Consider the following 14,584-nt stretch of genomic DNA (forward strand, 5'->3'; position numbering starts at 1 on the left):
CCTGTCAACAGCACCCCTGTCCTTCCCGCCATCAAGGGCGGGGTTTCTCGGAGCAAATTCTGATGAAAGCATCGGATCTGTTCGTGAAGGCGCTGGAAGCCGAAGGCGTCGAGTACGTGTTCGGCATTCCCGGCGAGGAAAACCTCGATCTGCTCGAATCGCTGCGGCGATCGAAGATCAAGCTCGTGCTGACCCGGCACGAGCAGGCGGCCGGGTTCATGGCCGCCACCTACGGCCGCCTGACGGGCCGCACCGGCGTGTGTATCGCCACGCTCGGGCCCGGCGCGACGAACTTCGTGACGGCCGCCGCGTATGCGCAGCTCGGCGGCATGCCGATGCTGATGATCACCGGGCAGAAGCCGATCAAGTCCAGCAAGCAGGGCCACTTCCAGATCGTCGACGTGGTCGACATGATGCAGCCGCTCACGAAGTTCACGCGGCAGATCGTGTCGATCGGCAACATCCCGTCGGCCGTGCGCGAGGCGTTCCGCCGCGCGGAGGAAGAGCGCCCGGGCGCCGCGCACCTCGAGCTGCCGGAAGACATCGCGCACGAGGAGGGCGACGGCAAGCCGATCCCGCGCAGCTACAGCCGGCGGCCGGTGGCCGAGGAGAAGGCGGTCGCGCACGCGGTCGACGCGATTCAGTCCGCGCGCCATCCGCTCCTGATGATCGGCGCGGGCGGCAACCGCAAGACCACCTGCAAGATGCTGCTCGAATTCGTCGACAAGACGGGCATCCCGTTCTTCACGACGCAGATGGGCAAGGGCGTGATCGACGAGACGCACCCGCTTTGGCTCGGCAACGCGACGCTGTCCGACGGCGATTTCGTGCACCGCGCGATCGAGCATGCGGACTGCATCATCAACGTCGGCCACGACGTGATCGAGAAGCCGCCGTTCTTCATGCGTACCGACGACAAGACCGTGATCCACGTGAACTTCCTCGGCGCGCAGGTCGATCCCGTCTACTTCCCGCAGATCGAGGTGGTCGGCGATATCGCGAACGCGGTGTGGCAGATGAAGGAAGCGGTGACGCCGCAATCGCACTGGGATTTCGAGCGCTTCCGGATGATCAAGGCGCATTTCGACGCGCATCTGGAGAAGGGCCAGCACGATCCGCGCTTCCCGATGTACCCGGTGCGGATCGTCAACGATCTGTACAACGCGATGCCGGTCGACGGCATCGTCTGTCTCGACAACGGGATGTACAAGATCTGGTTCGCGCGCTACTGGCGCGCGCACGAGCCGAATTCGCTGCTGCTCGACAACGCGCTCGCGTCGATGGGCGCGGGCCTGCCGTCGGCGATCGCGACGAAGATCGTGCATCCGCAGCGCAAGGTGATCGCCGTGTGCGGCGACGGCGGTTTCATGATGAATTCGCAGGAGCTCGAAACGGCCGTGCGGCTGAAGCTCGACCTCGTCGTGATGATCCTGCGCGACGACGCGTTCGGGATGATCCGCTGGAAGCAGGAGAACATGAATTTCCCCGATTTCGCGATGACGCTGCAGAACCCCGATTTCGTCGCGTATGCGCAAAGCTACGGTGCGCACGGGCATCGCGTCGAATCGGCCGACGATCTCGAGCCGCTGCTGCGCGAGTGTTTCTCGTCGCCGGGCGTGCACGTAATCGACGTGCCGATCGACTATTCGGACAACGAGCGCGTGCTGAACCGCGAGATCAAGCGCCTGTCGGCACAACTCTGAATGTCACGTTCACAGGAAGGAGTCGTTCCATGTTGAAGGAAACCTATCCGTACTACCTCGCCAACGAAGCCGTCTACGCGAACACCGATCTGGAGGTGACCGACAAGTTCAGCGGCAAGGTCGCGACGCGCGTCGCGCTGGCCGATGCGAAGGCCATCGACGCGGCGATCGGCGCGGCGGTCGATGCCGCGAAGCCGATGCGCGAGTTGCCGGCCTACAAGCGGCAGGCCGTGCTCGACCATTGCGTCGTGCGTTTTCGCGAGCGCTTCGACGAGCTGGCCGAGGCGCTGTGCATCGAGGCCGGCAAGCCGATCAACGATTCGAAGGGCGAAGTGACGCGGCTGATCGACACGTTCCGCGTAGCATCCGAGGAATCGGTGCGGATCGACGGCGAAATCATCAACCTCGAGATCTCCGCGCGTGCGCAGGGTTATACGGGCTACACGAAGCGCGTGCCGGTCGGCCCGTGCTCGTTCATCTCGCCGTTCAACTTCCCGCTGAATCTCGCCGCGCACAAGGTCGCGCCCGCGCTCGCGGCCGGCTGTCCGTTCGTGCTGAAGCCGGCGAGCCGCACGCCGATCGGCGCGCTGATCATCGGCGAGGTGCTCGCGGAAACCGACTTGCCGAAGGGCGCATTCTCGGTGCTGCCCGCGCATCGCGATGGCGCCGACCTGTTCACGACCGACGAGCGGTTCAAGCTGCTGTCGTTCACGGGTTCGCCGGCGGTCGGCTGGGCGTTGAAGGAGAAGGCCGGCAAGAAGAAAGTCGTGCTGGAACTTGGCGGCAACGCGGCCGCGATCGTCGATGCGGATCAGCGCGACCAGCTCGACTACGTGGTCGAGCGCCTTGCGTTCGGCGCGTATTACCAGTCGGGCCAGAGCTGCATCGGCGTGCAGCGGATCCTCGTGCATGCCGACCTGTACGACGCGCTGCGCGACAAGCTGATCGCGAAGACGCGTTCGCTGAAGATGGGCGACCCGAAGGATCCGTCGACGTTCGTCGGCCCGATGATCTCCGAATCCGAATCGCGCCGGCTGTCGGGCTGGATGGACGCGGCCGTCGCGGCGGGCGCGAAGATCGTCGCGGGCGGCAAGGTCGATGGCGCGATGTTCGAGGCGACGCTGCTGGAAAACGTCGGGCGCGAGCAGGACCTGTACCGGAAGGAGGCATTCGGCCCCGTTGCGATCCTCGAGAAGTTCGACCGGTTCGACGAGGCGCTCGCGCGCGTGAACGACAGCGACTTCGGGCTGCAGGCCGGCGTGTTCACCGATTCGCTCGCGCACGCGCAGCGCGCGTGGGACGAGCTGGAGGTCGGCGGCGTCGTGATCAACGACGTGCCGTCATTCCGCGTCGACAACATGCCGTACGGCGGCGTGAAGGATTCGGGCCTCGGCCGCGAAGGGATCCGTTACGCGATCGAGGACATGACCGAGCCGCGGCTAATGGTCGTCCGGCGCCGGTAACGCGCGGGCCGGCGGCGCGGCGCCGCGACGGCACGCGGGCGGGCGATCGGGCCGGCCCGCGTGCCGTTTTTCATGGTGGCGCATGTATTGGGCCGGCGCCGCGCCCGCACCGTGACCGCCTCGCGCGGCGGGCGGCCCGAGCGCGCTCGACTGCGGGCCTCGCCTCGTGATGTAATCGCGCGAAACTGCCGACCGGGGTACGACACCGGAACGCGCGAATTCATTCTTCACGAGGTCGATTCATGTCCCCCGTCTCGGCATTCAAGCTGGTTTTGTTGTCATTTCTCGCGATCGTCGCGCTCGAATGCATCGCCAAGCGGCTGCGATTGCCGCCCGCGGCCGCGTTGCTGATCGGCGGCATCGGCATCGCGTTCATTCCCGGCCTGCCGCCGATCAATCTCGATCCGGAACTGGTGTTGCTGGTGTTCCTGCCGCCGCTGCTGATGGATGGCGCGTACTTCTCGGTGTGGGAGGAGTTCAAGCGCAACGTCGGCGGCATCCTGCTGCTCGCGATCGGCGCGGTCGTGTTCACGACGTTCGCGGTCGGCTTCGCCGTGCACTGGGTGGCGCCGTCGCTGCCGTGGGCCGCGTGCTTCGCACTCGGGGCGATCGTGTCGCCGCCCGACGCCGTGGCAGCGAAGGCCGTGCTTGAGCGCGTTGCGCTGCCGCGCCGGCTGATGGTGCTGCTCGAAGGCGAAAGCCTGCTCAACGATGCGGCCGGCCTCGTGCTGTTTCGCTTCGCGGTCGTCGCGGCGCTGTCGGGCACCTTCAGCCTCGGCCACGCGGTCGTGGGTTTCGCGGAGCTCGGGCTCGGCGGCGTGGTGGTCGGTTTCGCGGTCGGCAAGCTCGTCGTGTGGTTCCTCAAGCTGCTCGACGACGACTATCTCGTGATCACCGTCGCGGTGATCGCCGGCTGGATCGCGTATATCGCGGGAGAGATGGTCGAAGTGTCCGGCGTGATCGCCACCGTCACGGCCGGCATGATCGTCGGTTGGCATCAGCACGAGGTGTTCTCGGCGGCGGTGCGCACGCGCGGCACCGCGTTCTGGCAGGTCATCGTGTTCCTGCTCGAAGCGATGGTGTTCGTGCTGATCGGGCTGTCGCTGCGCGGCGCGATCCACCGGCTCGGCGGTTTCGAGCAGGTGCTCGCCACGATGGTGCCGCCGATGCTCGCGGTGCTGGCGGCGGTGATCGTGTCGCGCTTCGTGTGGATCTATGCGGTCGAGGCGCTGAAGTGGCCGGTGCGCGGGATCGCGCGGCGCGGCGAAGCGCCCGACTGGAAGGCCGCGACGATCATGAGCTGGGCCGGGATGCGCGGTGTCGTCACGCTGGCGATCGCGCTGTCGCTGCCCGAGGCGATGCCCGGCCGCGACGTGATCCTGGTCGCGTCGTTCGCGGTGATCCTCGTCACCGTGCTGCTGCAGGGCACGACGATCGGCCCGCTGATCCGGCTGCTGCGCATGCCGCAGGGTGAAGAACGCGCGTCGCACCACCTGACCGAGCCGCAGACGTGGGCGTACGTCGAGGCGGCGCAGCTCGCGGCGATCCAGCCGCTCGTGCGCGACGAGAACGGGGTCGTGATCCATCCGCGCCTGCTCGAGCAGTACACGTATCGCGCGGAATTGACGGAAAGGGCGAAGAACGAGCCGACGTATCCGGCTGAAGTGCGTGCCGCGCACTACGACGTCGTGCTGGCCGCGATCCGGGCCGGGCGCGCGGAACTGTTGCGCCTGCACCGTTCGGGGCGCATCCACGACGAGATGCTGCACGCGCTCGAACGCGACCTCGACCTGCAGGAAGTCTCCGCGCAGCACGCGCGCGGGTAGGGCCGCCCACCTCCGTCACCTCGCCATCGAGCAGCCGGTATCAGCCGGCCCGAAGCGCGCCCGGGTCGATCGCTGCCCGGCGCGCTTTTTTTTTCGCGCGCCCACCGAGGGGGCGGATATTCATCCGGCCCTCAAATGCTGCGGCAGCCAGCCTTGCAGCGCGTGCAAGCCTTATCGCGCCGGTCTCGCAAACGTTATCGTGTTCCGAATCCGGAAATGATCCGATTTAACTGTTTCCGTCTCTTTCTGCATATTTGGCAAAACTAAACCGGATTGAGATAGATGCTGTGTTCTAATTTCATTTAGAATCAGCCGGTTATGTTTATTGAGAGAAAGGATGCGGAGGTAATACGGTCGCCAACGGGGAGAAATCGGCGTCCAAAACCCTGCAAGGCGGTGCCGACAGGCCAATTCGGCGGAATCAGGCGGGGTTTTCAACCGCTGAAATAAGATAGCGTCCAAGTCTGATAAACAACTCCTATGAAAGAATCGATTGGAGAATCGGCGTTTGAAACTGTATTTATGAAAGAATCGAGCGGTGATAATGCCTCGGATTGTCTTGAATCGGGGTTATCGGTCCTTCTCGTCGACGATCAACCGTTCGTCGGCGAGGTGATCCGCCGCGCGCTGCGCAGCGAACATGACATCGACCTGCATGTTTGCACCGACGCGCACCGGGCGATGGCGGTCGCGCGCGACGTGAAGCCGACAGTCATCCTGCAGGACCTCGTGATGCCGGAGATCGACGGCCTCGATCTGGTCCGCGCGTGGCGCGCGGACGCCGGCACCGCCCGCGTGCCGATCATCGTGCTGTCCGCGAAGGAGGAGCCGATCGTCAAGCGCGAGGCGTTCATCGCCGGCGCGAACGACTATCTGGTGAAGCTCCCCGACGCGATGGAGCTGGCTGCCCGCATCCGCTATCACTCGAATTCCTACCTGATGTCCCGGCAGCGCGACGAGGCGCTCGATTTCCTGTCGCACGACATGCGTTCGCCGCAGACGTCGATCCTCGCGCTGCTCGACGTCTATCGCACCGAGCACGGCGAGATGCCGGCGATCATGGAGCGCATTGCCGGCCATGCGCGGCGCGCGCTCGCGCTGGCCGACGGCTTCATCCACCTGACCCGCGCGCAGTCCGAGCGCCGCGCGCACGAGGTCGTGAGTCTCAACGAGATCGTGCTCGACGCCGCCGACCAGCTGTGGGAGAAGGCGGCCGGGCTCGGCAGCCGGGTTGCCGCGCACGTGCCCGATACCGAATGCGTGACGATGGGCGACCGCATGATGCTGACGCGCGCGGTCGCGAACCTGATCGACAACGGGCTGAAGTACGGCCCGGCCGGCACGGACGTGTACTGCACGCTGGGCAGCGAGGACGGCGCCTGGCTGATCGGTGTCGAGGACACCGGCGCGGGAATCGCGCCGGAGCAGCGCACCGCCGCGACCGAGTCGTTCGTGCAGCTCGAATCCGCGCATGGCGCAGCGCGCGGCGGCTTCGGCCTCGGGCTCGCGTTCGTCCGCGCGACGGCGGCGCGGCATCGCGGCCAGATCCTGATGCGCAATACGGCGCGCGGCTTCATGGTCGCGCTTCGGCTGCCGGCGCAAGCGGAGCGGTGATGTCGCGGCGCGGCCTGCCGGCGCCGCGCTGCCCGAGAGACCCTGATGTGCTCGTGGCGCGCCGTCCGGCGCGCAGGCGGGCGTGGATTTTTTCAACGCTGATTTTATAAAGCCCATAACGAACATGGCCACCGTGACGCCCCGCGCAACCAATGAAAGCCTGCATCCGACGATCGGCGCTGCCCGGCTGACGCTCGGCAATCGCATCCTGCTCAGCTTCGGCGTGCTGTTCGTGCTGATGCTGGTGACAGCCGGCGTCTCTTACGAGCGACTGCGCGCGATCAACAGCGAAGCCGTCAGCATCGAGCGCGACTCGCTGCCGGGCGTCTACCTGGCGTCGTCGCTGCGCGGTTCGGTCAACGAATCGTTCATGCTGCTGCAGCAGGCGACGTTCGTCGAAACCGATCCCGACAGCGTGCATCGCGATCTCGCGAAAATCTCCGATGCGCTGAAGGAAGTCGAGGCGTTGTCGGTCGACTACCAGAGCACGACGTTCCGCGACGACGACCGGCAGCGCTTCGCGGCGTTCCGCGGCGCGTTCGACCACTACGTGCCGTTGCTGAACGACGCCGTGCAGAAGAGCCGCTTGTCGCGCGAGGAGGCCGTCGCCGCGTACGGGAAAGCGTTGCCCGCGTGGACCGAGGTCGTGCGCAACGCGAACGTGCTGGTGCAGGAGAACCGCAAGTTCGCCGAGCAGTCCGCGAAGCTGATCCGCGAATCCGTGCAGGACACCGAGGTCGTGCTCGTCGGCGCGCTGACGATCATGCTGCTGTCCGCGCTCGGGCTCGGCTACCTGCTGTACCGCTCGGTCACCGTCCCGATGGCGCGGCTCGTCGAGGTGCATGACGTGATGCGCACCGGCAACCTGACGCGTCGCCTCGACCTGCGCCGCCGCGACGAATTCGGCACGCTCGAGACGGGCTTCAACCGGATGGCCGACGAGCTGACCGAACTCGTCGCCCGCGCGCAGCAATCGTCGCTGCAGGTGACGACGTCGGTGGCCGAGATCGCGGCGACGTCGCGCGAGCAGCAGGCGACCGCGAACGAAACCGCGGCGACGACGACCGAGATCGGCGCGACCTCGCGCGAGATCTTCGCGACGTCGCGCGACCTGCTGCGCACGATGAACGAGGTGGCCGGCGTGGCCGAGCAGTCGGCGACGCTCGCGGGCGTGAGCCAGAGCGGGCTCACGCGGATGGGCGAGACGATGCGCAGCGTGATGGACGCGGCCGGTTCGGTGAACGCGAAGCTCGCGATCCTCAACGAGAAGGCGCTGAACATCAACCAGGTGGTCGCGACGATCACCAAGGTGGCCGACCAGACCAACCTGCTGTCGCTGAACGCGGCGATCGAGGCCGAGAAGGCCGGCGAATACGGCCGCGGCTTCGCGGTCGTCGCGACCGAGATCCGCCGCCTCGCCGACCAGACGGCGGTGGCGACCTACGACATCGAGCAGACGGTGAAGGAAATCCAGTCGGCGGTGTCGGCGGGCGTGATGGGGATGGACAAGTTCTCCGAGGAAGTGCGCCGCGGGATGCTCGACGTGCAGCAGGTCGGCGGGCAGCTGTCGCAGATCATCGCCGAGGTGCAGACGCTCGCGCCGCGCTTCCAGATGGTCAACGAAGGGATGCAGACGCAGGCGAACGGCGCCGAGCAGATCACGCAGGCGCTGTCGCAACTGTCGGAGGCCGCGCAGCAGACGGCCGAGTCGCTGCGCCAGTCGTCGCAGGCGATCGACGACCTGACGCTCGTCGCGAACCAGTTGCGCACCAGCGTGTCGCGCTTCAAGGTCGACGCGTGACGCGCGCCGACCCGCAGAACGGCGCCCACGCGCTGTTCCTGATGTTCGAGCTCGATGGCGGGCGCTATGCGCTCGACGCAGCCGGCATCGACGAGGTGCTGCCGCTCGCGGTCACGAAGGCCGTGCCCGGCGCACCCGACTGGATCGCCGGGTTGCTGATGCGCGGCGGCCAGCCGGTGCCGGTGATCGACGTGCCGATGCTGGCGCTCGGGCGCCGCGCCCATGCGCTGCGCTCGACGCGGCTCGTGATGGTCCGCTACCGCGCGGACGAAGCGAACGGCGAGCGCACGATCGGGCTGATCGTCGAGCGTGCGACGCAGACGATGCGGATCGACCGCGCGGCGTTCCGCGCGAGCGGCATCTCGACCGCACGCACGCGCTGGCTCGGGCCCGTCGCGAATACGCCCGATGGCGTCGTGCAGCAGGTATCGGTATCCGACCTGGTCGACGACGTCGCGCGCCTGTATCTGTTCGACGGCCTGCCGGGCCACGGGGGAGAGTCCGCATGAAAGAGTCCGAATCGCGATTTCGCGGCTGGCTGCTGCGCGAGACCGGCATCGACCCCGATTCGCTCGGCAACGATTTCCTGACCCGCGCGCTGACGGAACGCGTGCACGCGCTGCAGGCGGACGGCGAGCGCCTGCCGTCGGCGGCGCGGCTGCCCGTCACGCAGGACGCGCTCGACGCCTACTGGCAGCAGCTCAATGCGTCGGCCGACGAGCGGCGTGCGCTGATCGAGCTGTTCGTCGTGCCCGAGACCTGGTTCTTCCGCGACCGCGAGGCCTTCGCGACGCTCGCGCGGCTCGCGACGGAGCGGCTCGCCGCGCTGCCCGGCCGGGTGATCCGCGTGCTGAGCGCGCCGTGCTCGACCGGCGAGGAGCCGTATTCGGCGGCGATGGCGCTGCTCGACGCGGGGCTCGACCCGGCCAGCTTCACGATCGACGCGATCGACCTCAGCACGCGCGCGATCGAGCAGGCGCGGCTCGGCTGCTACGGGCGCAATGCGTTCCGCGGCACCGTGACGGAGTTTCGCGCGCGGCACTTCACGCCGACCCGCGACGGCTGGCTGCTCGACGAGCGCGTGCGCGCGTGCGTGCAGTTCAGTCAGTCGAACCTCGTCGAACCGGCCGTGGATACCGGCATTCGCTACGATTTCGTGTTCTGCCGCAACGTGCTGATCTACTTCGATCGCGACGCGCAGGATCGCGTGATCCGCTCGCTCGACGCGCGTCTGGCCGACGACGGCATGCTGTTCGTCGGGCCGGCGGAAACGGGCGTTGCGATGCGGCACGGGATGCGCTCGGCGCGCGTGCCGCTGGCGTTTGCGTTTCATCGCGAAGCCGCCCCCGCGGCGCCCGACGTATTCGCGGCCCGGCAGGCGGCGCCGCTGGCGGCGGCCGCGCCGTATCGGCGCGCGGAGCGCTTCACGGTCGCGCCGCTCGCGGCGACGCGTTCGGTGCTGGCGGTCGCGCCGCCGGCCTGGCTCGGCGATGCGCGTCAGCCGTTCGCGGCACCGACGCCCGCGATGCGCGCGGCCGCGTTCGACGCACGGGGCGACCAGCCGGTGACGGCGGCCGAACCGGCCGCGTCGCTCGCACCGATGGCGGAAAGCGCCGCGCCGACGCTGGAGGACGCACAGGCGCTGGCGAATGCCGGTGCGTTCGACGAAGCCGAGCGCGTGCTCGCGCAGTTCTCGGCGCGCGTCGGGCCGCATGCCGATGCGTTCTACCTGAACGGACTGATCGCGGACGCGCGCGGCCGCGCCGCGGAAGCCGGCGACTTCTACCGGAAGGCGCTGTACCTGCGGCCCACGCACCACGAAGCGCTGACCCATCTCGCGACGCTGCTCGACGTCGGCGGCGATCGTGCGGGCGCGCAATGGCTGCTCGAGCGCGCACGGCGCTCGGCCGGCTGACAAGACGATGGGTTGGGAACGATACCGCGATGACCAGAGGAATCCATGAACCGCGCCGCCGCTGCCATTGACGAGACGACGATCGACGTCGACGATTGCTGGAACCGGATCGGCACGCGCGGCGACCGCACGTGCGAGCGGCTGAACGACTGCCTGCGCTGCCTGAACTGCCCGGTGTACGCGTATCACGCGGCGAAGCTGCTCGAGCGCCCGCTCGACGGCGCCGAGATGGCCGATACCACGCGCCGGATGAGCGCACCCGGCGCGCCGCACGTGCACGACGCCGATGCCGATACGCACCACGCGGCGCTGGCGTTCCGCGTGGCCGACGAATGGCTCGCGCTGCCGATCGGCGTGCTGCGCGAGATCGCCGGCACGCGCCCGATCCATTCGCTGCCGCATCGCCGTCATTCGGCCGTGCGCGGCGTGGTCAACATTCGCGGCACGCTGCGCATCGCGATCTCGATCGGCGCGCTGCTCGGCCTCGATGCCGGCAAGGGCGGCAAGGGCGGTGACGACGGCCGCTTCACGCGGCTGCTGGTGGCGGCGCACCAGGGCGAGCCGGTCGTGTTTCCGGTCGACGAAGTCGAGGGCGTGCTGCGCTTCGGCGCCGCCGACTGGGTGCCGGTGCCGGCGACGGTCGGGCGCGCGAGCGCCGGCCTGTCGCGCGGCGTGCTGTCGTGGCGCGGCAAGTCGGTGGGCCTGCTCGACGACGACCGCCTGTTCGACGCAGTCACACGGAGCATGCGATGAGCGGCGATGACGACCTGAGCCACCTGTCGCTGCTCGAGCTGTATCGCGAGGAGACGCGCACGCAGACCCAGGCGCTGTCCGAGCGGCTGCTCGCGCTCGAATCGGGCGAACCCGATTCCGTCGCGCTCGAGGCATGCATGCGCGCCGCGCATTCGCTGAAGGGCGCCGCGCGCATCGTCGGCGTGCCGCTCGGCGTCGACATCGCGGGGCGGATGGAAGAGTGCTTCGTTGCCGCGCAGGCCGGTACGATCGCGCTGACGGCCACGCACGTCGACGTGCTGCTGGCGGGCGTCGATCTGCTGGTGCGCGTCGGCGATCCGCAAGGGCAGCCCGTCACGCAGACGGAGATCGACGTGTTCGCGGCAGCGCTGACCGGCGCCGACGGCGCGCAGGCGATGCAGGCGGCGGCCGCGGTCCCGCCGCCGGTGCCGCCGTCGGTCGTCCCGTTTCGGGAGCACGACGGCGCCGCGAACGAACCCGTCGGGGCCAGCGCCGCGGTGCCGCCGCTTGCGGTATCGGGCGGGGTGCCCGATCCGGCCCAGGCCGGCCGCGTGGCCGGCGCCGGCGCGATGCGCCGCGTGCGTGCGGATACGCTGAACCGGCTGCTGAGCCTGTCCGGCGAATCGCTGGTCGAATCGCGCTGGCTCAAGCCGTTCGCCGAATCGATGCTGCGCGTGAAGCGCGCCCAGCGCGACGCGGCCCGGTCGCTCGATTTGATGTACGAACAATTCGCCGACGATCTCGACGCGGGCATGCTCGCGTCGATGAACGAAGTGCGGCACATGCTCAACGACCTGCAGCGTTCGCTCGCCGAGCGCATGGACGAATTCGACCGTTTCGAGCGGCGCAGCACGCATATCGCCGAGCAGCTGTACGACGAAGCGCTGCAGTGCCGGATGCGGCCGTTCGGCGACGCGACACGCGCGTACCCGCGCATCGTCCGCGATCTCGCGCGCTCGCTCGGCAAGCAGGTGCGTTTCTCGATCGTCGGCGAGGGCACGCAGGTCGATCGCGACATCCTCGACCTGCTCGACGCGCCGCTCGGCCACCTGCTGCGCAATGCGATCGACCACGGTGTCGATTCGCCGGACGCACGGCGGGCGCGCGGCAAGCCGGCCGAGGCGAGCGTGACGCTGGAGGCGCGCCACAGCGCCGGCTCGCTGCTGGTCAGCGTGATCGACGACGGGCCCGGTGTCGACATGGACGCGCTGCGCGCGGCCGTCGTGCGCCAGCGCCTGACCGATGACGAGACGGCCGCGCGGCTGTCCGATCCCGAACTGCTCGAATTCCTGCTGCTGCCCGGCTTCTCGATGCGCGATGCGGTGACCGACGTGTCGGGCCGCGGCGTCGGCCTCGACGCGGTGCAGGAGATGGTGCGCGGCGTGCGCGGCGCGGTGCGGATCTTCAACGAACCGGGCGCGGGCATGCGCTTCGTGCTGCAGCTGCCGCTCACGCTGTCGGTGATCCGCAGCCTGCTCGTCGAAGTGGGCGGCGAGCCGTATGCGTTTCCGCTCGCACACGTGCGCCGCACGCTCGAACTCGCGCACGACGACATCGACGTGCTCGAAGGGCAGCCGCATTTCCCGTTCGACGGCCGGCGCGCGGGCCTCGTCGCCGCGCACCAGTTGCTGGACGCGGGCGAGCCCGACGTCGCGCGCACGAGCACGGCGGTCGTGGTCGTCGGCGGGGAGCCCGAGTTGTACGGCGTCGCGGTCGACCGCTTCCTCGGCGAGCGAATGCTCGTCGTGCAGCCGCTCGACAGCCGCCTGCACAAGATCCAGAACATCGCGGCCGGCGCGTTGCTCGAGAACGGCGACCCGGTGCTGATCGTCGACGTCGAGGACCTGATCCGCTCGGTCGACAAGCTCGTGCGCGGCGGCCAGCTCGCGCGGCTCACGCGTGATCCGCAACTCGCGCTCGCCGACCGGCGCCGCCGCGTGCTCGTTGTCGACGATTCGCTGACGGTGCGCGAGCTCGAACGCAAGCTGCTGGAGAAGCGCGGCTACGACGTGACGGTCGCGGTCGACGGGATGGAAGGCTGGAACGCGGTGCGCAGCGATGCGTTCGATCTCGTCGTCACGGACGTCGACATGCCGCGCATGGACGGCATCGAGCTCGTCACGCTGATCAAGGGCGATCCGATGCTCAAGCGCTTGCCGGTGATGATCGTGTCGTACAAGGATCGCGACGAGGATCGCCGTCGCGGGCTCGATGCGGGCGCCGACTACTACCTCGCGAAGAGCAGCTTCCACGACGAGGCGTTGCTCGACGCCGTGCACGACCTGATCGGGGACGCGCGAGGATGAACATCGGCATCGTCAACGACCTGCCGCTGGCCGTGGAGGCGCTGCGCCGCGTGATCGCGCTGCGCGCGGACCACCGCGTGCTGTGGGTCGCGACCGACGGCGACGAGGCGGTCGATTTCTGCGTTGCGCATCCGCCCGACGTGGTGCTGATGGATCTCGTGATGCCGAAGGTCGACGGCGTCGCCGCGACGCGCCGGATCATGGCGCGCGCGCCGTGCGCGATCCTGATCGTGACGGCGAGCGTTAGCGCGAACACGTCGTCGGTGTACGAGGCGATGGGCGCCGGCGCGCTCGACGCGGTCGACACGCCGACGCTCGCGCTCGGTCTGTCGACCGATGCGTCGCCGCAGGCGCTGCTCGCGAAGATCGACCAGATCGGCCGGCTGCTCGAAAGCCGCAGCGCGGCGCTCGTGCCGCCGGGGCCGACGCCCGAGCGCGGCCAGCCGACGCTCGTCGCGATCGGTGCGTCGGCGGGCGGGCCGACCGCGCTGACCGCGCTGCTGCGCGCGCTGCCGGGTGATTTTCCGGCGGCGATCGTGATCGTCCAGCACGTCGACCAGGCGTTCGCGCTCGGGATGGCCGAGTGGCTCGACGGTTATACGCGGCTGCCGGTGCGCGTCGCGCGGCAGGGCAGCATGCCGCAGGCCGGCGAGGTGCTGCTCGCGGCGACCAACGATCACCTGACCTTGTCGCCGCGCGGGGTGCTCGGCTATACGCGGCATCCGGTCGAGACGCCGTACCGGCCGTCGATCGACGTGTTCTTCAACAGCGTCGCCGACGGCTGGCAGGGCGAGGCGTTCGGCGTGCTGCTGACGGGCATGGGGCGCGACGGCGCGCTCGGCCTGAAGGCGATGCGCGCGAAGGGCTGCTACACGATCGCGCAGGACGAGGCGACCAGCGCCGTCTACGGGATGCCGAAGGCGGCCGCGGCGATCGGCGCGGCGTCGGCGATCCTGCCGCTCGAGCGGATCGCGCCCCAGTTGATCTCGCGCATCACGCGCCCGCTGCGCGACTGACTGCGCCCAGGGGCGTACGCGGCGCCGTGCCGTGGCCGCATTGCGGGCGGCGCGGGGCGTCGCGTACAATGGCGGCCAGCGGAGATGGCATGCCTCCCTGCGGTCGTATTCGGCGCGTTGTTGCGCACGGTGCGGCCCTCAACCGCCGGTCAGCCCGGCTGATGATGCCTGCGTGTTCCTGGGTCGT

Annotated in this window: 10 protein-coding genes and 1 riboswitch; all 10 genes read left to right on the plus strand. The window is 68.7% G+C overall.

The annotated features are described in order from the left end of the window. Positions 1–62 precede the first annotated feature (62 nt). The 10 genes from CFB41_RS21110 (at position 63) to CFB41_RS21160 (ending at position 14,397) form a co-directional block, all read left to right on the plus strand. Complete coding sequence (locus CFB41_RS21110) at positions 63–1,703, plus strand: acetolactate synthase large subunit (protein ID WP_089457765.1); 1,641 nt, start codon at positions 63–65, stop codon at positions 1,701–1,703. Between the two features lie 29 nt (positions 1,704–1,732). After that, on the plus strand, positions 1,733–3,166 hold the full coding sequence (locus CFB41_RS21115) for an aldehyde dehydrogenase family protein (RefSeq protein ID WP_089457766.1): 1,434 nt from the start codon (positions 1,733–1,735) through the stop codon (positions 3,164–3,166). Between the two features lie 242 nt (positions 3,167–3,408). Beyond that, positions 3,409–4,992: a Na+/H+ antiporter gene (locus tag CFB41_RS21120; RefSeq protein ID WP_089443054.1), complete on the plus strand. Its 1,584-nt coding sequence runs from the start codon at positions 3,409–3,411 to the stop codon at positions 4,990–4,992. A 480-nt stretch (positions 4,993–5,472) separates the two neighbouring features. Further along, the gene (locus CFB41_RS21125; protein ID WP_089457767.1) at positions 5,473–6,606 is read left to right on the plus strand and encodes a hybrid sensor histidine kinase/response regulator; all 1,134 of its coding nucleotides are present in this window, start codon (positions 5,473–5,475) and stop codon (positions 6,604–6,606) included. A 124-nt stretch (positions 6,607–6,730) separates the two neighbouring features. Then, positions 6,731–8,407: a methyl-accepting chemotaxis protein gene (locus CFB41_RS21135; RefSeq protein WP_089457768.1), complete on the plus strand. Its 1,677-nt coding sequence runs from the start codon at positions 6,731–6,733 to the stop codon at positions 8,405–8,407. Beyond that, positions 8,404–8,916, plus strand: a complete 513-nt coding sequence (locus tag CFB41_RS21140) for a chemotaxis protein CheW (RefSeq protein ID WP_089457769.1) — start codon at positions 8,404–8,406, stop codon at positions 8,914–8,916. The genes CFB41_RS21135 and CFB41_RS21140 overlap by 4 nt, the downstream gene beginning before the upstream one ends. Next, entirely contained in the window at positions 8,913–10,322 is a 1,410-nt protein-coding gene (locus tag CFB41_RS21145; protein ID WP_089457770.1) for a CheR family methyltransferase, read from the plus strand. The genes CFB41_RS21140 and CFB41_RS21145 overlap by 4 nt, the downstream gene beginning before the upstream one ends. A gap of 45 nt (positions 10,323–10,367) precedes the next feature. Next, positions 10,368–11,075, plus strand: a complete 708-nt coding sequence (locus CFB41_RS21150; protein ID WP_089457771.1) for a chemotaxis protein CheW — start codon at positions 10,368–10,370, stop codon at positions 11,073–11,075. Beyond that, positions 11,072–13,381 carry a hybrid sensor histidine kinase/response regulator gene (locus CFB41_RS21155; protein WP_089457772.1) on the plus strand — a complete coding sequence of 770 codons (2,310 nt, stop codon included), beginning with the start codon at positions 11,072–11,074 and terminating at the stop codon, positions 13,379–13,381. The genes CFB41_RS21150 and CFB41_RS21155 overlap by 4 nt, the downstream gene beginning before the upstream one ends. Next, entirely contained in the window at positions 13,378–14,397 is a 1,020-nt protein-coding gene (locus CFB41_RS21160; protein ID WP_089443049.1) for a chemotaxis response regulator protein-glutamate methylesterase, read from the plus strand. Before CFB41_RS21155 ends, CFB41_RS21160 begins: the two co-directional genes overlap by 4 nt. A gap of 71 nt (positions 14,398–14,468) precedes the next feature. Then, positions 14,469–14,575, plus strand: a riboswitch (Fluoride riboswitch). Positions 14,576–14,584 lie beyond the last annotated feature (9 nt).

It is taken from the genome of Burkholderia sp. AU33803 (assembly GCF_002223095.1).
Taxonomy (GTDB): domain Bacteria; phylum Pseudomonadota; class Gammaproteobacteria; order Burkholderiales; family Burkholderiaceae; genus Burkholderia.